The 18,470-nt window shown below is 58.1% G+C and carries 19 protein-coding genes; all 19 read right to left on the reverse strand.

All coding sequences use genetic code 11. The annotated features are described in order from the left end of the window. Positions 1 to 40: 40 nt before the first annotated feature. Positions 41 to 1,417, reverse strand: coding sequence for a F0F1 ATP synthase subunit beta (atpD, locus tag KI242_RS31535; protein ID WP_011064381.1), 1,377 nt, complete (start codon positions 1,415 to 1,417; stop codon positions 41 to 43). A 27-nt stretch (positions 1,418 to 1,444) separates the two neighbouring features. Beyond that, positions 1,445 to 2,305 (reverse strand): F0F1 ATP synthase subunit gamma, encoded by an 861-nt coding sequence (atpG, locus tag KI242_RS31540; RefSeq protein WP_011064382.1) that lies wholly within the window; start codon positions 2,303 to 2,305, stop codon positions 1,445 to 1,447. A gap of 50 nt (positions 2,306 to 2,355) precedes the next feature. Then, the gene (atpA, locus tag KI242_RS31545) at positions 2,356 to 3,900 is read right to left on the reverse strand and encodes a F0F1 ATP synthase subunit alpha (RefSeq protein WP_011064383.1); all 1,545 of its coding nucleotides are present in this window, start codon (positions 3,898 to 3,900) and stop codon (positions 2,356 to 2,358) included. A 21-nt stretch (positions 3,901 to 3,921) separates the two neighbouring features. Further along, complete coding sequence (locus KI242_RS31550; RefSeq protein WP_011064384.1) at positions 3,922 to 4,458, reverse strand: F0F1 ATP synthase subunit delta; 537 nt, start codon at positions 4,456 to 4,458, stop codon at positions 3,922 to 3,924. 12 nt (positions 4,459 to 4,470) lie between these two features. Continuing rightward, on the reverse strand, positions 4,471 to 4,941 hold the full coding sequence (locus tag KI242_RS31555; RefSeq protein ID WP_011064385.1) for a F0F1 ATP synthase subunit B: 471 nt from the start codon (positions 4,939 to 4,941) through the stop codon (positions 4,471 to 4,473). A 57-nt stretch (positions 4,942 to 4,998) separates the two neighbouring features. Next, complete coding sequence (gene atpE / locus KI242_RS31560; protein WP_002555987.1) at positions 4,999 to 5,256, reverse strand: F0F1 ATP synthase subunit C; 258 nt, start codon at positions 5,254 to 5,256, stop codon at positions 4,999 to 5,001. A 132-nt stretch (positions 5,257 to 5,388) separates the two neighbouring features. After that, the gene (gene atpB / locus KI242_RS31565) at positions 5,389 to 6,261 is read right to left on the reverse strand and encodes a F0F1 ATP synthase subunit A (protein WP_011064386.1); all 873 of its coding nucleotides are present in this window, start codon (positions 6,259 to 6,261) and stop codon (positions 5,389 to 5,391) included. Between the two features lie 16 nt (positions 6,262 to 6,277). After that, positions 6,278 to 6,685 (reverse strand): F0F1 ATP synthase subunit I, encoded by a 408-nt coding sequence (locus KI242_RS31570; protein WP_015637573.1) that lies wholly within the window; start codon positions 6,683 to 6,685, stop codon positions 6,278 to 6,280. 148 nt (positions 6,686 to 6,833) lie between these two features. Next, positions 6,834 to 7,706 (reverse strand): ParB/RepB/Spo0J family partition protein, encoded by an 873-nt coding sequence (locus KI242_RS31575; protein WP_011064387.1) that lies wholly within the window; start codon positions 7,704 to 7,706, stop codon positions 6,834 to 6,836. Between the two features lie 9 nt (positions 7,707 to 7,715). Further along, complete coding sequence (locus KI242_RS31580; protein ID WP_011064388.1) at positions 7,716 to 8,513, reverse strand: ParA family protein; 798 nt, start codon at positions 8,511 to 8,513, stop codon at positions 7,716 to 7,718. Positions 8,514 to 8,531: 18 nt separating this feature from the next. Further along, positions 8,532 to 9,167 carry a 16S rRNA (guanine(527)-N(7))-methyltransferase RsmG gene (gene rsmG / locus KI242_RS31585; RefSeq protein ID WP_015637574.1) on the reverse strand — a complete coding sequence of 212 codons (636 nt, stop codon included), beginning with the start codon at positions 9,165 to 9,167 and terminating at the stop codon, positions 8,532 to 8,534. A 5-nt stretch (positions 9,168 to 9,172) separates the two neighbouring features. Further along, positions 9,173 to 11,065 carry a tRNA uridine-5-carboxymethylaminomethyl(34) synthesis enzyme MnmG gene (gene mnmG / locus KI242_RS31590; RefSeq protein WP_011064390.1) on the reverse strand — a complete coding sequence of 631 codons (1,893 nt, stop codon included), beginning with the start codon at positions 11,063 to 11,065 and terminating at the stop codon, positions 9,173 to 9,175. Positions 11,066 to 11,611: 546 nt separating this feature from the next. Further along, the gene (locus KI242_RS31595) at positions 11,612 to 12,433 is read right to left on the reverse strand and encodes a phytanoyl-CoA dioxygenase family protein (protein WP_015637576.1); all 822 of its coding nucleotides are present in this window, start codon (positions 12,431 to 12,433) and stop codon (positions 11,612 to 11,614) included. Positions 12,434 to 12,436: 3 nt separating this feature from the next. After that, positions 12,437 to 13,849: an amino acid permease gene (locus tag KI242_RS31600; protein WP_077934979.1), complete on the reverse strand. Its 1,413-nt coding sequence runs from the start codon at positions 13,847 to 13,849 to the stop codon at positions 12,437 to 12,439. A 311-nt stretch (positions 13,850 to 14,160) separates the two neighbouring features. Next, positions 14,161 to 15,531: a tRNA uridine-5-carboxymethylaminomethyl(34) synthesis GTPase MnmE gene (gene mnmE, locus KI242_RS31605; RefSeq protein ID WP_041120513.1), complete on the reverse strand. Its 1,371-nt coding sequence runs from the start codon at positions 15,529 to 15,531 to the stop codon at positions 14,161 to 14,163. 79 nt (positions 15,532 to 15,610) lie between these two features. Further along, positions 15,611 to 17,311 carry a membrane protein insertase YidC gene (gene yidC / locus KI242_RS31610; RefSeq protein WP_011064394.1) on the reverse strand — a complete coding sequence of 567 codons (1,701 nt, stop codon included), beginning with the start codon at positions 17,309 to 17,311 and terminating at the stop codon, positions 15,611 to 15,613. 2 nt (positions 17,312 to 17,313) lie between these two features. After that, positions 17,314 to 17,559 carry a membrane protein insertion efficiency factor YidD gene (gene yidD, locus KI242_RS31615; protein ID WP_003213574.1) on the reverse strand — a complete coding sequence of 82 codons (246 nt, stop codon included), beginning with the start codon at positions 17,557 to 17,559 and terminating at the stop codon, positions 17,314 to 17,316. Further along, positions 17,552 to 17,953 carry a ribonuclease P protein component gene (gene rnpA, locus KI242_RS31620; protein WP_026020269.1) on the reverse strand — a complete coding sequence of 134 codons (402 nt, stop codon included), beginning with the start codon at positions 17,951 to 17,953 and terminating at the stop codon, positions 17,552 to 17,554. The genes yidD and rnpA overlap by 8 nt, the downstream gene beginning before the upstream one ends. A 16-nt stretch (positions 17,954 to 17,969) precedes the next feature. Then, positions 17,970 to 18,104 (reverse strand): 50S ribosomal protein L34, encoded by a 135-nt coding sequence (gene rpmH, locus KI242_RS31625; protein ID WP_003213577.1) that lies wholly within the window; start codon positions 18,102 to 18,104, stop codon positions 17,970 to 17,972. Between the last annotated feature and the right edge of the window lie 366 nt (positions 18,105 to 18,470).

Below are 18,470 nucleotides of genomic sequence, written 5' to 3' on the forward strand. Positions count from 1 at the left end.
TGCCTCAACCTAAATTAGCGCCCGTTGCCGGGCGCCGGGATTACAGTTTCTTGGCTTTCTCGATCGCTTCGTCGATGCCGCCGACCATGTAGAACGCTTGTTCTGGCAGGTGGTCGTAGTCACCGTTGAGGATGCCTTTGAAGCCAGCGATGGTGTCTTTCAGGGAAACGTATTTGCCTGGAGAACCAGTGAAGACTTCAGCCACGAAGAACGGCTGCGACAAGAAGCGCTGGATCTTACGAGCGCGGGATACCAACTGCTTGTCGGTTTCCGACAGCTCGTCCATACCCAGGATCGCAATGATGTCCTTCAGCTCTTTGTAACGCTGCAGTACGTACTGAACGCCGCGAGCGGTTTCGTAGTGCTCGTTGCCGATCACGTTCGGGTCCAGCTGACGGGAGGTCGAGTCCAGTGGGTCTACCGCTGGGTAGATACCCAGGGAAGCGATGTCACGGGACAGAACGACGGTGGCGTCCAAGTGGGCGAAGGTGGTCGCTGGCGACGGGTCGGTCAAGTCGTCCGCAGGTACGTATACCGCTTGGATCGAGGTGATCGAGCCTTGCTTGGTCGAAGTGATACGTTCTTGCAGAACGCCCATCTCTTCAGCCAGGGTCGGCTGGTAGCCTACTGCGGAAGGCATACGGCCCAGCAGTGCGGATACTTCGGTACCGGCCAGGGTGTAACGGTAGATGTTGTCGACGAACAGCAGAACGTCGTTACCTTCGTCACGGAACTTCTCGGCCATGGTCAGGCCGGTCAGGGCTACGCGCAGACGGTTTCCCGGCGGCTCGTTCATCTGGCCGTAGACCAGTGCCACTTTGTCCAGAACGTTGGAGTCCTTCATCTCGTGGTAGAAGTCGTTACCCTCACGAGTACGCTCACCCACACCGGCGAACACGGAATAACCGCTGTGCTCGATGGCGATGTTACGGATCAGTTCCATCATGTTTACGGTCTTGCCTACACCGGCACCACCGAACAGACCGACTTTACCGCCCTTGGCGAACGGGCAAACCAGGTCAATTACCTTGATCCCGGTTTCCAGCAGGTCGTTGCCGCCTGCCTGTTCTGCGAAGGAAGGTGCTGGACGGTGGATGCCCCAACGCTCTTCTTCACCGATAGGACCGGCTTCGTCGATTGGGTTGCCCAGTACGTCCATGATCCGGCCCAGGGTCGCTTTACCGACCGGTACGGAGATGGCTGCGCCAGTGTTGTTGACGTCCAGACCGCGCTTCAAGCCTTCGGTGGAGCCCATCGCAATGGTACGCACCACGCCGTCGCCCAGCTGCTGCTGAACTTCCAGAGTGGTTTCGGCGCCTTGAACCTTCAAGGCGTCGTAGATGCTCGGTACGCTGTCGCGTGGAAATTCCACGTCGATAACGGCGCCGATGATTTGAACGATACGTCCGCTACTCATAGCTGGATCCTCTGAATATTTGAACCGTTAAACCGCGGCAGCGCCGCCGACGATTTCCGAGATCTCTTGGGTGATCGCAGCCTGACGCGCCTTGTTGTAGATCAGCTGCAAATCGCTGATCAAATCACCGGCGTTGTCGGTAGCGTTCTTCATTGCGATCATCCGCGCCGCTTGTTCAGCTGCGTTGTTCTCGACCACCGCCTGGTAGACCTGCGACTCCACGTAACGGACCATCAAGCCGTCCAGCAGCTCCTTGGCATCCGGTTCGTAGAGGTAGTCCCAGTGGTGCTTGAGTTCTTGATCCGGGGTTGCCTCCAGTGGAATCAACTGCTCCACGGTCGGCTGCTGGGTCATGGTGTTGATGAACTTGTTGGATACCACGGACAGGCGGTCAATCCGGCCTTCCAGGTACGCATCCAGCATCACCTTGACGCTGCCGATCAGATCATTGATCGACGGCTCTTCACCCAGATGGCTGATAGCTGCAACGACGTTCCCGCCGAAGTTGCGGAAGAAGGCCGCACCCTTGCTACCGACCACACACAGATCGATCTCGACGCCTTGTTCGCGGTTTACCGCCATGTCCTTGACCAGGGCCTTGAACAGGTTGGTGTTCAAGCCACCACACAGACCACGGTCACTGCTCACCACAACGTAACCGACGCGCTTGATAGCACGGTCGATCATGAACGGGTGACGATATTCCGGGTTGGCGTTGGCCAGATGACCAATAACCTGGCGGATGCGCTCCGCATAAGGACGGCTAGCAGCCATGCGCATTTGTGCCTTGCGCATTTTGCTGACCGCCACTTTTTCCATGGCGCTGGTAATTTTTTGCGTGCTTTTGATGCTCGCAATCTTACTGCGAATCTCTTTTGCGCCTGCCATGTAACACCTATCAGGTTAGCAAGCGGGAGCCTTGCGGCTCCCGCTGCGGCTTACCAGGTTTGGGTGGCTTTGAACTTCTCGATACCGGCTTTCAGGCCAGCGTCGATTTCGTCATTGAAGTCACCCTTCACGTTGATCTTCGCCATCAGGTCGGCGTGATCGCGGTTGAAGTAAGCAATCATGGCCTGTTCGAAGCTACCAACTTTGGCAATCTCGACGTCCGTCAGGAAGCCACGTTCAGCGGCATACAGGGACAAGGACATGTCGGCGATGGACATCGGCGCATATTGCTTCTGCTTCATCAGCTCGGTAACGCGCTGACCATGCTCAAGTTGCTTACGGGTCGCTTCGTCCAGGTCAGAAGCGAACTGGGCGAATGCCGCCAGTTCACGGTACTGAGCCAGAGCGGTACGGATACCACCGGACAGCTTCTTGATGATCTTGGTCTGAGCGGCACCACCCACACGGGATACCGAAACACCGGCGTTCACAGCAGGACGGATCCCGGAGTTGAACATGGCCGATTCCAGGAAGATCTGACCGTCGGTGATGGAGATCACGTTGGTCGGAACGAACGCGGAAACGTCGCCAGCCTGGGTTTCGATGATCGGCAGAGCGGTCAGGGAACCGGTCTTGCCAGTCACTGCGCCGTTGGTGAACTTCTCTACGTACTCTTCGGAAACGCGGGATGCGCGCTCCAGCAGACGGGAGTGGAGATAGAACACGTCGCCTGGGTAAGCTTCACGGCCTGGTGGACGGCGCAGCAGCAGGGAAATCTGGCGGTAAGCCACTGCTTGCTTGGACAGATCGTCATAAACGATCAGCGCGTCTTCACCGCGGTCGCGGAAGTATTCGCCCATGGTGCAACCGGAGTACGGAGCCAGGAATTGCAGTGCTGCAGATTCCGAAGCGCTCGCTGCAACGATGATGGTGTTAGCCAGTGCACCGTTTTCTTCCAGCTTGCGAACCACGTTGGCGATGGTCGATTGCTTCTGACCGATAGCCACGTAGACGCAGAAAATGCCGCTGTCTTTCTGGTTGATGATCGCGTCGATCGCCAGAGCGGTCTTACCGATCTGACGGTCACCGATGATCAGCTCACGCTGGCCACGGCCGACTGGGATCATGGCATCGACAGCCTTGTAGCCAGTCTGTACAGGCTGGTCTACCGACTTACGCCAGATCACGCCTGGAGCAACTTTCTCGACCGCGTCGGTCTCGGTGTTGTTCAGCGGACCTTTGCCGTCAACTGGGTTACCCAGTGCGTCGACTACGCGACCCAGCAGTTCCTTACCAACCGGAACCTCCAGGATGCGGCCAGTGCACTTGGCGCTCATGCCTTCAGCCAGACTGGTGTACGCGCCCAATACAACGGCACCTACGGAGTCTTGCTCCAGGTTGAGGGCCATACCGTAGACGCCGCCCGGAAACTCGATCATCTCGCCATACATAACGTCGGCCAGACCGTGAATCCGCACGATGCCGTCAGATACGCTGACGACAGTGCCTTCGTTACGGGCTTGGGAGGTCACATCGAGCTTTTCGATGCGGCCCTTGATAATTTCACTTATTTCGGAAGGATTGAGTTGCTGCATTGCTCTGCTGCCCCTTCAAACTCAAGATTTCAATGCTTCGGCAAGGTTCGCGAGTTTGCCGCGAATCGAGCCATCGATAACCAGGTCGCCGGCGCGGATTACGACGCCACCAATAAGGCTGGCATCCTCCGCAGCGTGCAGTCGCACTTCCCGGCCGAGCCGTGCACTGAGAACCTTGGCGAGTTTGTCTTGCTGTTCTTGGTTCAATGCGAACGCACTGGTCACATCCACATCCACCGATTTCTCTTGCTCGGCCTTGTACAGGTCGAACAGAGCGGAGATCTCCGGCAACAGCAGGAGACGGTCGTTTTCGGCGGCAACGTGAATGAAATTCTGTGCCTGTGCATCAAACTTGTCGCCACACACTTCGATAAAAGTGCTGGCCTTTTCTGCGCTCGTCAGTCGCGGGGCCTTAAGCACGCGCTGCATGGTGTCATCTTGTGACACCGCTGCAGCCAGGCCGAGCATGGCTGACCAAGAGGCCAGCTGCTGGTGGGCCTGAGCGTGCTCGAAGGCCGCCTTAGCGTAAGGTCGGGCCAACGTGGTCAGTTCTGCCATGATCGCCCTCGCTTAAATTTCAGCAGCCAGTTTGTTAACCAGCTCTGCGTGCGCGTTTTGATCGATTGTGGCACCCAGGATCTTCTCTGCGCCGTTGACTGCCAGGCTGCCCAGTTGGGCGCGCAGCGCGTCTTTGACGCCGTTCAGTTCCTGTTCGATCTCGGCCTGAGCCTGAGCCTTCACACGTTCAGCTTCGACACGAGCCTGTTCACGGGCTTCGTCGACGATCTGAGAACCGCGCTTCTTGGCTTGCTCAATGATTTCAGCTGCCTGAGCTTTAGCTTCGCGCAGTTGCTGACCCGCTTTATCTTGGGCCAGTTCCAGGTCACGAGCTGCTCGGCTGGCAGCGTCCAGTCCATCCGCGATCTTCTTTTGACGTTCGTGCAGAGCTGCAATGACCGGAGGCCAAATGAACTTCATGCAGAACAATACAAAAATTAAGAACGCAACGGACTGGCCAATCAGGGTTGCATTAATGTTCACGCCAACACCTCGCTCGTTCGTTGTCCGTCACACCAATCAACTCGAAGAATCGAGTGATTAGCCAGCGAGTTGACCAACGAAGGGGTTTGCGAAGGTGAAGAACAGAGCGATACCAACACCGATCATGGTTACGGCGTCGAGCAGACCGGCAACGATGAACATTTTAACTTGCAGCATTGGAACCATTTCTGGCTGACGCGCTGCGCCTTCCAGGAACTTGCCGCCCAGCAGGCCGAAACCAATTGCGGTACCCAGTGCGCCCAGGCCGATCAACAGTGCAACAGCGATAGCGGTTAGACCAACTACAGTTTCCATCTTTCCTCCCGACTTTTACGTCGTATGGTTTAGGTTTTTTAGATTAAAGCGGTAAAACAAATCGTTTCATTGACCCGAGACGGGCCCCCTCTCGCCGCAACGAGAGGGACATCAGACTAGTCGAGACTGGTCTTAATGGTTCTCTTCGTGCGCCATCGACAGGTAGACGATGGTCAGCATCATGAAGATAAAGGCCTGCAGGGTGATGATCAGGATGTGGAACACAGCCCACGCCCATTGCAGAACTACACCCATGCCGCTGAGCCACAGCAGGCCGCTGCCGAACATCACAGCGATCAGGATGAACACCAGTTCGCCGGCATACATGTTGCCGAACAGACGCAGTGCCAACGAGATCGGCTTGGCAACCAGGGTCACGAATTCAAGCAGGAAGTTCACCGGAATCAGCAGCGCCTGAACCAGGATGTTCTTGCTGCCGAACGGGTGCAGGGTCAGTTCGCCGATGAAGCCGCCGATGCCCTTGACCTTGATGCTGTAGAAAATGATCAGCGCAAACACCGACAGGGCCATGCCCAGGGTGGCGTTCGGGTCAGTGGTGGATACGGCACGGAACGGAATGTGCTGGTCGCCGGAGATCAACATGGCCAGTTGTGGAATCCAGTCCACCGGTACCAGGTCGATGGCGTTCATCAGGAACACCCAGACGAAAATGGTCAGTGCCAACGGTGCGATCACCGGGCTGCGGCCGTGGAAACTGTCCTTCACGCTGCCATCGACGAAGCCAACCATGACTTCAACGAAGTTCTGCAAAGCGCCCGGCACGCCGGAAGTCGCCTTCTTGGCCGCCATGCGGAACAGAAGAATGAAGATCACACCCAGTGCGACAGACCAGCCGAGGGTATCGACGTGGAATGCCCAGAAGCCCATTTCCTTGGCTTCTGCTGCGGAGTGGGCAAAGCCCCAGCTCCCATTGGGTAGCTGACCGAAGGTCAGGTTCTGCAAGTGGTGCTGGATATAGCCCGAAGCGGTTGTTTCTGCTGACATGGTTGCCTCAAACGCCCTAAGGTCTCGAAAGTCTTGTTCTCATTAGCAGGGGAGCGAACCAGCTGACCAGTTGGGTCAGCACGAAGACGCCGAATACAGCCAGCGGCGCCAATGGCTTCACACCTGCAAACGTCAGTGCAAACAGCACCGCCGTCAAAATCAGTTTGCCCGCCTCACCGGCATAAAAAGACCGGACGATGGCTTGGGCCGCTCGGGCGCCGGAAAACCGAAATGCCCTGTGAGCGAAATACACATTGGGTAGCAAGGCTATCAGTCCTCCGCAAAGGCCTGAGTATCCGGCTACGACTCCACGCCATTGCCAGAGCGCCAGAGCGGCTATCAGTAAAATGATCAACTGAGCCAGTAAAACCGGAAAAACCGCCAAGCGATGAAACGGCAAGCGGTTTGGCGTGCGGGTTTCCATCGCTCTTGCTCCTCAAGGGTCGGCTGCCAGAATTCATTAACTTGGCATAATTTGTGCCGACAAAATGCGCGCAGAGTATAGGGGCGGTTCAGCCCCTATTCAACTGCCGGGTAGTGATTTCCGACTGCGCGCTACATAAGGAAATGTTTCAGCGGATGTGAGCGAGGACGCCTTGCAGCTCATCCAGGGAGTTGTAGCCGATCACCAGCTGACCTTTACCCTTCTTGCCGTGGCGGATCTGCACCGCAGAGCCCAGGCGCTCGGCCAGGCGCTGCTCGAGACGGGCGATATCCGGGTCTGGCTTGACCGGTTCAGCAGGTTCCTGTTTGCCGCTCAGCCACTGGCGAACCAGGGCCTCGGTCTGGCGCACGGTGAGGCCCCGTGCGACAACGTGTCGCGCCCCTTCAACCTGTTGATTTTCCGGCAATCCGAGCAAGGCACGGGCATGACCCATTTCCAGGTCGCCGTGGGACAGCATGGTCTTGATCACCTCAGGCAAGGCAATCAGGCGCAGCAGGTTGGCCACGCTGACGCGGGACTTGCCCACCGCTTCGGCGACCTGTTGCTGAGTCAACTGGAACTCCTGCTGCAGGCGCTGCAGAGCCACCGCTTCCTCGATGGGATTGAGGTCTTCGCGCTGGATGTTCTCGATCAGCGCCATGGCGATGGCGGTTTCATCCGGCACATCGCGGACCATCGCCGGGATGGTCTCCTGGCCGGCCTGCTGGCTGGCGCGCCAACGGCGTTCACCGGCGATGATCTCGAAACGACCACCACCAATGGGACGGACCACGATCGGCTGCATCACACCCTGGCTCTTGATCGAGTTGGCCAGTTCTTCCAGTGCCTGCGGGTCCATATCCCGGCGCGGCTGGTACTTGCCACGCTGGATCAGGTCCAGGGGCAGGTGCTGCAGCTCACGCTGGTCGGCCTGCACCGCTTGTTCTTCCAGGGCACTGACAGTCGGACCACTCAACAGTGCATCCAGTCCACGTCCGAGACCTCGTTTCTTGACGGCCATGGGGATTCCTTAAGTTGGCTGGGCGGCTGCGACGCGGGATTGTTTACGTTGCCGGCGAACCATCTCGCCCGCCAGGGCCAGATAGGCCAGCGCACCACGGGATTGTTTGTCGTACGCCAACGCCGGCATACCGTAGCTCGGCGCTTCGGCCAAACGGATGTTGCGCGGAATCACGGTGTCATACAGCTGATCGCCGAAGTGTTCCTTGAGCTGCGCGGAAACATCGTTCATCAGGCTCAGGCGCGGGTCGAACATGGTGCGCAGCAAGCCTTCGATCTTCAGCTCCGGGTTGAGCAGTTCGGCGATGCGCTTGATGTTATCCACAAGGTCGCTTAAACCTTCCAACGCGTAGTACTCGCACTGCATGGGGATAATGACCCCATCGGCGGCGACCAGGGCGTTGAGGGTGAGCATCGACAGCGACGGCGGGCAGTCGATCAGGATGTAGTCGTAGTTTTCACGGATTGGCGCCAGGGCGCTGCGCAGACGGCTTTCCTTCATCTGCATTTCCAGCAGCACCACCTCCGCGGCCGTCAGGTCGCGGTTGGCCGGCAGCAACTGGTAACCGCCGTGCTCGGAGAAATGCATGGCCTGGGCCAGGTCGCACTCACCGATCAGCAGGTCATAGACCGAGTTTTCTAAACCGTGTTTATCCACACCGCTACCCATGGTGGCGTTGCCCTGTGGATCAAGATCGATCAACAGCACCCGGCGCTTGGTCGCTACCAGGGATGCTGCGAGGTTGATGCAGGTGGTGGTCTTGCCCACGCCACCTTTCTGGTTCGCTATCGCGAATACCTTAGCCATTCTTGCTTGTGTTCCCAATCATGCCGTGCGGCGCAGTATCAGCAGATGGCGTTGGCCTTGGCAACCGGGTACGGCCAAGGCGTGTTCGCTATCGAGGTGGAAGTCTGCCGGCAATGCTAACAGCTCATCCGAGGGATGGACGCCCTTCATTGCCAGCCAGCGTGTATCGCGGTCGCCCAGGTGGCGGGTCCAGCTGGTGAAGTTCTCCATGCTGCTGAACGCCCGGGAAATGATCCCGTTGAAAGGCTGCTCAGGGGTGAAGGCTTCGACCCGACTGTGGATAACTTGCAGGTTTTCGAGCTTGAGTTCGAGTTTGACCTGGGTCAGGAAGCGGGTTTTCTTGCCGTTGCTGTCCAGACAGGTGACTTGCGACTCGGGAAACAGGATCGCCAGCGGGATGCCGGGCATGCCGCCACCGCTGCCGACGTCCAGCCAGCGGCCGTTTTCGATGAACGACATCACGCTCAGGCTATCGAGCAGATGGCGGGAGACCATTTCATCGGGATCGCGCACCGCAGTGAGGTTGTAGGCCTTGTTCCACTTGATCAACAGGGCCAGGTAACCCAGCAGCAATTGGTGCTGGGTCGGGCTCAGTTCGACGCCGAGCTGGCGAGCGCCTGTGGATAACTCATCCGCGTGTTGTGGGGTGACCATAGAACTCAAGCGCTTTGCTCCAACTGACGGCCCGCGCCGCGTTTTTTCAAGTGAATCATCAACAGGGAGATCGCTGCCGGGGTCACACCGGGAATCCGCGAGGCCTGGCCCAGGGTTTCCGGGCGGGTCGCTCCGAGCTTGCTCTGGATTTCCTTCGACAGGCCGGAAATACCGCTGTAATCGATATCCACAGGCAATTTGGTGTCTTCACTGGCGCGCAGGCGAGCAATTTCGTCCTGCTGGCGATCGATGTAGCCGGCGTACTTGGTCTTGATCTCGACCTGTTCGGCGACCTGTGGATCTTCAGCGCCTTGCCCGGTCACTTCGACCAGACCAGCGTAGTCGATTTCTGGACGGCTCAGCAGGTTCAGCAGGTTGTATTCGTGGGTCAGCGGCGTGCCGAATTTTTGTGCAATGGCATCACCCTGCTCGGTACCCGGACGAACCCAGGTGGACTTCAAACGTTGTTCTTCCTGGGCAATGCCTTCGCGTTTCTTGCAGAAAGCGGCCCAGCGCACGTCATCCACCAGCCCCAGTTCGCGACCTTTTTCGGTCAGACGCAGGTCGGCGTTGTCTTCACGCAGGATCAAGCGGTATTCCGCCCGGGACGTGAACATCCGGTACGGTTCCTGGGTGCCCAGGGTAATCAGGTCATCCACCAGTACCCCGATATAGGCCTCGTCGCGACGCGGGCACCAGCTGTCTTTGCCCTGAGCACGCAGTGCCGCGTTGGCCCCGGCCAGCAAACCTTGGGCACCGGCTTCTTCATAGCCGGTGGTGCCATTGATCTGGCCTGCGAAGAACAGGCCACCGATGACTTTGGTTTCCAGGCTGTACTTCAAGTCCCGCGGGTCGAAGTAGTCGTACTCGATGGCATAGCCCGGGCGCACGATATGGGCGTTTTCCATGCCGCGAATCGACTGCACGATCTGCAGTTGCACGTCGAATGGCAGGGAGGTGGATATCCCGTTCGGGTACAGCTCGTGGGTAGTCAGGCCTTCGGGCTCGATGAAGACCTGGTGGCTTTCCTTGTCGGCAAAGCGATGGATCTTGTCTTCGATCGACGGGCAGTAACGCGGGCCAATACCTTCGATCACCCCGGAGTACATCGGCGAACGGTCGAGGTTCGAAGCAATGATTTCGTGGGTGCGGGCGTTGGTGTGGGTAATCCAGCAACTGACTTGCGGTGGATGCTGCTCTTTCGACCCCAGGAACGACATCACGGGAATCGGGGTATCGCCAGGTTGCTCGGTCATTACCGAGAAATCCACAGAACGGCCATCAATACGCGGCGGTGTGCCGGTTTTCAGGCGGCCGACACGCAGAGGCAGTTCCCGAAGTCGTTGCGCCAGGGCAATCGAGGGCGGATCACCAGCACGACCGCCGGAGTAGTTCTGCATACCGATGTGGATAAGTCCGCCGAGGAAGGTACCGGTGGTCAACACCACGGATTCGGCGAAGAAACGCAGGCCCATCTGGGTCACAACACCACGGACCTGATCCTGTTCAACGATCAGGTCGTCAGCCGCCTGTTGAAATATCCACAGGTTGGGCTGGTTTTCCAGAATCTCGCGAACAGCTGCCTTATACAGAATACGGTCGGCCTGGGCGCGGGTAGCGCGCACGGCTGGGCCTTTGCGGCTGTTCAACACGCGAAACTGGATGCCGCCCTTATCAGTAGCCATGGCCATCGCGCCGCCCAGGGCATCGATTTCCTTGACCAGGTGGCTCTTGCCAATGCCGCCGATCGCGGGATTGCAGCTCATGGCACCGAGGGTTTCCACGTTATGCGTCAGCAACAGGGTTTTTGCCCCCATGCGTGCTGATGCAAGTGCTGCCTCGGTACCGGCATGACCGCCGCCGATGACGATCACTTCAAAACGGGAAGGGAAATCCACCACGCACCTCGTGCCTGCTTCAAGTAGGAGTAATTAGGAGTAGTTGTCGGGTTGGTTTTTGGACCAAGGCGGCAAGTATAGGGACTTCGACCTTTCTAAAGAACCCTTTGCACAAAATTTAACCAGCTGTGGATGACTGGCGGACAATAGAAATTAAAAGAGAGAGATTTATTAAAACCTTGTTTTTATGTTTATTCTTATACACCACCCTATCTGTGGATAGATCGCTACACACCGCTATTTAGCTTGTGTACAGAGATTTTAAACTCTGTGATTAGGTAGCCATGAGGCCCTTGGATAACCGGTTTAAGCCTGTGGATGAATGGGGTGGTTATCCACAGGGGTGGTTTTCCTCAGTTTTGGAGCCCGGTTATCAACTGAGCTGAAGGGCAGTTATTCACAGGGCTTAATCCACAGAAAAACCTGCTTTCCACTGATAGACGCCCACAGCTACCCCCCTTCGCCCAGGGCAAAGAACGAAAATGGAAGCTGGATAACGCGAAAAGACAGGCCGCGAGCGCGACCTGCCGGTGGATAAATGCCCGTTCAGGCCAGGTCGCGAGGCCACAAACGTGGAAACAGCTCATGTTCCAGAGCGGCGCCGGCGGCCAACTGTTCGACCAGGCCGGGGAATTCCGGTGAGGTTCGCCATGGTCTCGGGGCATGGCGCATGTCTTCTCCGAGAAAACGCAGGGAAAATGCCCGCCGTCGTCTATTTCCGCCTACACCGCCGGCCCCATGCAGGGTCAGCATGTGGAAAAACACTGCGTCGCCGGGCTGCAGTTCCCAGCCCAGAATGTTCCATGCTGAACGATCGGCCTCGATGTCCGGAAGATCAGCCAGGCTGCCCTCGGGGAACCACCTGGCCTGGTTGTCGAGAAAGGTTCGCGGCATCAGCCAGGGCCCCAGGTGCGAGCCGGCAATGAACTCCAGGGTCGATTCCCGGGCCACCGGGTCCACCGGCATCCACATGCTGCAGTTCTGCCGGCCTTCGACGTTGTAGTACGGCTGGTCCTGGTGCCAGGGCGTGCGTTGCCGGGTATTGGGTTCCTTGACCAGCAGGTGGTCGTGATACAGGCGAGCCTGATCGCTGCCCATCAGTTGCGCAGCCACATGGCCAACCCGGCTCTGGAAGATGAACTGCCGATAGGCCGGGTTCTCTTGCCAGTTGCAGAAGTCCTCGAAGAACCAGCCAGGGTCGTCCGGACGGCTGGCGACCTTGGCCCGTTCGCTGGGAAACGCCAGGTTGTGCTCGATCCCCCGCTCCAGCAGGCCGACTTCATCGCTGCTGAACAGTTGGCGAATGCACACAGCGCCATCGCGCTGAAAGGCTTCAATGGTTGTAGGCGGCAACTCGAACGATCCCATGGGTTATCCCTTTTCCTGAGTTCCGATACCGGGCTCGGCGGCGGCCGAGCCGGTGGTATCCGGTTTGATCCATATCCAATAGGCCAGCGACAGCAGCGCCAACCAGCCCAGCCCCACATACAGTGCCAGGCGCGTATCGGCAAATGCGCCCAGCACACCGAAGATGAACAACATGAAAACCACGGCACAGGCCTGACCCGCTGCGCCCAGGGGTACCGGAAACTTCAGTTCGTCGATTTCCTGGGCACTCATGCCACGACGCATGGCCATTTGTGACAGCAGGATCATCAGCCAGACCCAGACCACGGAAAAGGTCACCAGCGAGGCAAAGATCAGGAACAGTTCCTGCGGGATCCAGTAGTTGAGCAGCACCCCCAGCAGCAACGCCACCGACATGACCAACACCGTCATCCAGGGCACGCCGAAGCGGGAGGTCCTGGCGAACACTGCCGGCGCCTGCCCGATCGCCGCCATGCCATACATCATTCGCCCGGCACTGAAGATATCGCTGTTGATGGCCGAGACCACGGCGGAAATCACTACGATATTCAGCACCGTGGCCGCCGAACTGATCCCCAGGCTGCTGAAGATCTGCACGAACGGGCTGCCATGGCTACCGATGCTCGACCAGGGAGCCAGGGTCAACAGAATCAGCAAGGTCAGTACGTAGAAGATCAGGATCCGCAGCGGTACCGAGTTGATGGCCTTGGGGATCATGCGCTGCGGGTCCTTGGCCTCGCCGGCGGTGATGCCGATGACTTCGATTCCACCAAAGGCGAACATGACGATGGTGAAGGAGGCGATCATGCCCTCCACGCCATTAGGGAAAAAGCCGCCATATTCCCAGAGATTGGCCAGCCCTCCCCGGCTTTGTTCCTCCCCAAGCTGGATGCCGAAGAACAGCAGGGTAAAGCCGCCGACGATCATGGCCACAATGGCGCCAACCTTGAGCAGCGACAGCCAGAACTCCAGCTCGCCGAACACCTTTACGCTGCACAGGTTCAAGGCGCCAATGCCCAGGACAATGCTCAGCACCCAGATCCAGCGGGGAGTATCGGGAAACCACAGGCCCATGTAGACGCCGAATGCGGTGACGTCAGCCAGGCACACCATGAGCATGGAAAAGGCGTAGCTCCAACCGGTGAGAAACCCCGCAAAACGTCCCAGATAACTGCTGGCGTAATGTCCGAAAGAGCCTGAAACAGGAGTCCTGACTGCCATCTCTCCCAGGGCGCGCATGGTCAGGTAGATGGCTGCGCCGCCAATCAGATAGGCCAGCAGAACCGAAGGCCCCGCCCGTTGAATGGCGGCCGCCGAACCGTAGAACAAGCCTGTGCCGATCGCAGAGCCCAGGGCGATAAAGCGGATGTGCCGGGTGCTCAGGCCACGCTGTAGAACATTGCCCGCGTCAGCCATTTCAGCTCCTTGAATGCAGGTTCATGAAGACCAGCCGGCTTCCAACCGTCGGCCCAGGCGACGCATGCCGGGGAATTTCCCGAGATGTATAAACCTGTACAAGAAAAGGATGCAAATAGGGAACCAAGTCGGCGTTTATGCGAACTTCTGCGATATGACGGCTATTGGTTGATTAACCGGGGGATAAAGCGGTGATTTTCAGGCAGGCGCTGTTACTCAATGTCGCAGCGGGCTTGGATGGGGGATAAAGGTAACGCCCGCAGACGGTATCCCGGAGGGAGTTGTCCACAGGCGCTTGCTCGGAAGGATGATTACTTGCCGATGCAGAAGCTGGAGAAGATCCGCCCCAGCAGGTCATCGGAACTGAAGGCCCCGGTGATTTCCCCCAGCGATTGCTGGGCCTGGCGCAAGTCCTCGGCCAGCAGTTCGCCGGCACCTGCCAGGGTCAACTGTGCCCGGCCATGTTCCAGGGCGGCACTGGCGTAGCGCAATGCCTCCAAGTGCCGGCGGCGCGCACTGAAGCTGCTTTCGGATGTCTGTTCATAGCCCATGCAGGCTTTCAGGTGGTCCCGCAGCAGTTCCAGCCCGCTACCCGCGGCCATGGCACTGAGGCTGATGGTGACATGGCCATCGTCACAGGTTTCCAGGGCAATGGGTTCACCGGTCAGATCGGCCTTGTTGCGAATCAGCGTGACCTTGGCCGGGTCTGGCCGCTGTTCGAGAAACTCCGGCCACAGGGCGAAGGGGTCCGCTGCTTCCGCTGCGGTGGCGTCCACCACCAGCAACACCCGGTCGGCCTCGCTGATGGCCTTGAGGGCCCGTTCGACACCGATCTTTTCCACCTGGTCCTCGGTGTCCCGCAGCCCTGCGGTGTCCACCACGTGCAACGGCATGCCGTCGATGTGGATATGTTCGCGCAGGATGTCCCGGGTGGTGCCGGCGATATCAGTGACGATGGCAGCCTCGCGCCCAGCCAGGGCGTTGAGCAGGCTGGATTTGCCGGCATTTGGGCGCCCGGCGATCACCACGGTCATGCCATCGCGCAGCAAGGCGCCCTGCCCGGCTTCACGCAGTACTGTGGATAACTCGTCACGCACTGCATCGAGCATGCTCAACACATGGCCATCGGCAAGGAAGTCGATTTCTTCCTCGGGAAAATCGATCGCCGCTTCGACATAGATCCGCAGGGCGATCAGTTGCTCGGTCAAGTTATGCACACGCTGGGAGAACGCCCCTTGCAGCGAACGCAGGGCATTGCGCGCAGCCTGTGCCGAACTGGCCTCGATCAGGTCGGCAATGGCTTCGGCCTGGGCCAGGTCCAGTTTGTCGTTGAGGAACGCACGCTCGCTGAATTCTCCCGGCCGAGCCAGGCGGCAGCCCAGTTCCAGGCAGCGCTGCAGCAGCATGTCGAGAACAATCGGGCCGCCGTGGCCCTGCAGTTCCAGCACGTCTTCGCCGGTGAAGGAGTTCGGCCCGGGGAAATACAGGGCAATCCCCTCATCCAGGACTTCTTCTTGCTCACTGAGAAACGGCCCGTAATGGGCAAACCGCGGCTTCAGCTCACGGCCGCTGATGGCTTTGGCTGCCGCGCCCGCCAGGGGCCCGGAAATCCGTACGATACCCACGCCGCCGCGGCCCTGGGCGGTAGCAATGGCAGCGATGGTTTCACGAGGGACATTCATAACCCGACATCCAGACAAAAGTGACAGATAGCAAAACGCCCCACTAGGGGGCGTCTTGTGTGGTTATCCACAGCGTAGGTCAGGCAGCTGCTTTCTTGGTAGCCGCTTCGATCTTACGAGTGATGTACCACTGTTGAGCGATCGACAGGCAGTTGTTCACTACCCAGTACAGCACCAGACCCGCCGGGAACCACAGGAAGAAGAAGGTGAAGATGATCGGCATCATTTTCATCACCTTGGCCTGCATCGGATCCGGAGGTGTCGGGTTCAGCTGCTGCTGGATGAACATGGTGGCGCCCATGATGATCGGCAGGATGAAGAACGGATCCTTGATCGACAGGTCGGTAATCCACAGCATGAACGGTGCCTGGCGCATTTCCACGCTTTCCAGGAGTACCCAGTACAGGGACAGGAAGACCGGCATCTGCACCAGGATCGGCAAGCAGCCGCCCAGCGGATTGATCTTCTCTTTCTTGTACAGCTCCATCATCGCCTGGGACATTTTCTGACGATCGTCGCCGAATTTTTCCTTCAGCGCGGCCAGTTTCGGAGCCACTGCACGCATGCGTGCCATGGACTTGTAGCTGGCAGCCGACAGTGGGAAGAAGATCCCCTTGATCAGCATGGTCAGGAAGATGATCGACCAGCCCCAGTTACCCACCAGGCTGTGGATATGTTGCAGCAGCCAGAAGATCGGCTGGGCAATGAACCACAGGAAGCCGTAGTCCACGGTCAGTTCCAGGCCTGGGGACAACTCTTTCAGCACGGCCTGGCTTTTCGGGCCGGCATACAGAATGGCACTGGTTTCAGCCTTGGCACCCGGAGCAACGGTCATCGAAGGGCCGGTGTAGCCGATGATGTAGTTGCCTTTGCTGTCTTTACGCGCCAGAACCTGGTTGTTCTCGCCTTTTGGCGGAATCCAGGCGGTTACGAAGTAGTGCTGCAGCCAGGCAACCCAACCACCCTGAACATTTTCAGTGATGGGTGCCTTGGATTTGTCTTCGTTCACCTTGTCCATGTCTTTCATGGACACTTTTTTGTACGGCTCGGAACTTGTCCACAGGGCGGCGCCCAGGTAAGTCGCGGTGCCGGTGGCGGTGCTGGAGGATGGATCGGAACTGGCGTCGCGCTTGAGCTGGGCGAACATCGCACCGGTCCAGGGCTGCGCGCTTTCGTTGTCGATCAGGTAGGAAACGGTGATGTCATACAAGCCACGCTTCAGGGTGAAGCGCTTGATGTAGTTGACGCCGTCCTTGCTGAACTTCAGGTCGACCACCAATTGGTCCTGACCGTCAGCCAGTTGATAACTTTTCTTCTCGGCCGAGTAGATCGGGCGACCGGCCGGGCTTGCGTCCGGGCCGTTGCTGCCAATCAGGCCACTTTGTGCCAGGTAAGTCCGTTCGTTGCCGTTATCGAACAGCTGGAACGGGATTTCCGGGTGGTCCTGACGACGTGGATACAGTGGCAAACGCAGTTGCGCGATATCCCCACCTTGTGGATCGACAGCCAGGTCGAGCACATCCGTTTTGATCTGAATGAGATCTTTGCTTGCCGCTACAGGCGCTTCAGCGGGTGCGGTGGTGTCGCTTGCCGCGCGCGGAATGTCGTCGTTGGCAGCGGAAGTGCCTGTTGGCGCATCCGGCAAGCCCGGGGCGGTCGTGCTGGAAGCAACATTCTGAGTCGGCAGGGCAGCTTGGCCATAATCCTGGTTCCATTTAAGAACCATGACATAGGACACGATTGCCAGGGCGACGATCAGGATCGTGCGTTTGATATCCATGATTACTCGGCCATCGAAGAAGAACGGGAGGTAGGGATAGGTGGAACCGGGTCATAACCACCGGGATTCCACGGATGACAGCGACCTAAACGACGAAAGGTCAGCCAGCCACCGCGCAGAAGGCCATGATTTTCGATGGCTTCCAACGCGTAGCAGGAACAACTGGGGTAGAAACGACAGTGATTGGCCATCAGAGGACTAATGGCATAGCGGTAAAACTGGATCGGAACGAGTGCCAGTTTACGCATCGGGACTGTCTACCCCTACAGTTTCGGAGTTGGCTGCTGGTACCGGCTTGTTGCGTGCCAGGCGTTTCCAGAGTTTGCCGAAATGCTGAATCAATTCGGGGTTTTCTACATCGCCCAAACCTTTGCGCGCGACGATAACGATATCCCATCCGACCAGTGAGTCCTGGTGGAGACGAAACGATTCGCGCATCAGACGCTTGAGGCGATTGCGCTCAACGGAGAGTTTTACGCTCTTTTTCCCGATCACGAGCCCCAGACGGGGATGATCAAGATCGTTGTTGCGCGCAAGGAGCAGGAGATTTTTCCCCGGAACCTTGCCGGTAGGGGAGTCAAAGACCGCCTTGAAGTGCCGGGGAGTAAGCAGACGCTTTTCCCGACTGAAGTCCTGACTCACCTCCAGTGCCGGATTATCAAACTGCCAGACGCGCACGACCTTTGGCGCGACGACGCGACAGGACGGCACGACCGTTCTTGGTAGCCATGCGAGCACGGAAACCGTGGGTACGAGCGCGTTTGATAGTGCTTGGTTGGAAAGTACGTTTCATGTCGTGTTACCTGGTTCGTCCACAACGGGCCGGAATGGCCCCCGTTTTAAGAGATCGGCGATTCTAGAGAAAGCAAGCCTCTAGGTCAATTTCCAACCAGCTTTTCCTTTATCTATGTATGTCCGGGTACGGGGTTGTGAGCCAGGGTCGGCTAGATATAAAAATAAAGAAGGAAAGTATTTAAAGCTTTTCTGTAAAGCTTATAAAGACTAGGGACGGCCTTATCTGTGGATAACTGACTCAAGCCCTTCTAGTCCGTACTGTACAGAGAATGACAACACGGTTGAGAAACGGTGTCCTGCCTGTGCTGCGCCATCGGAAAACCTGTGTGTGGAACGGTCGGTTATCCACAGGCGAGTTACCCAC

Origin of the sequence: Pseudomonas sp. Eqa60, assembly GCF_018326405.1 — a bacterium.
Classification (GTDB): Bacteria; Pseudomonadota; Gammaproteobacteria; order Pseudomonadales; family Pseudomonadaceae; genus Aquipseudomonas; species Aquipseudomonas protegens.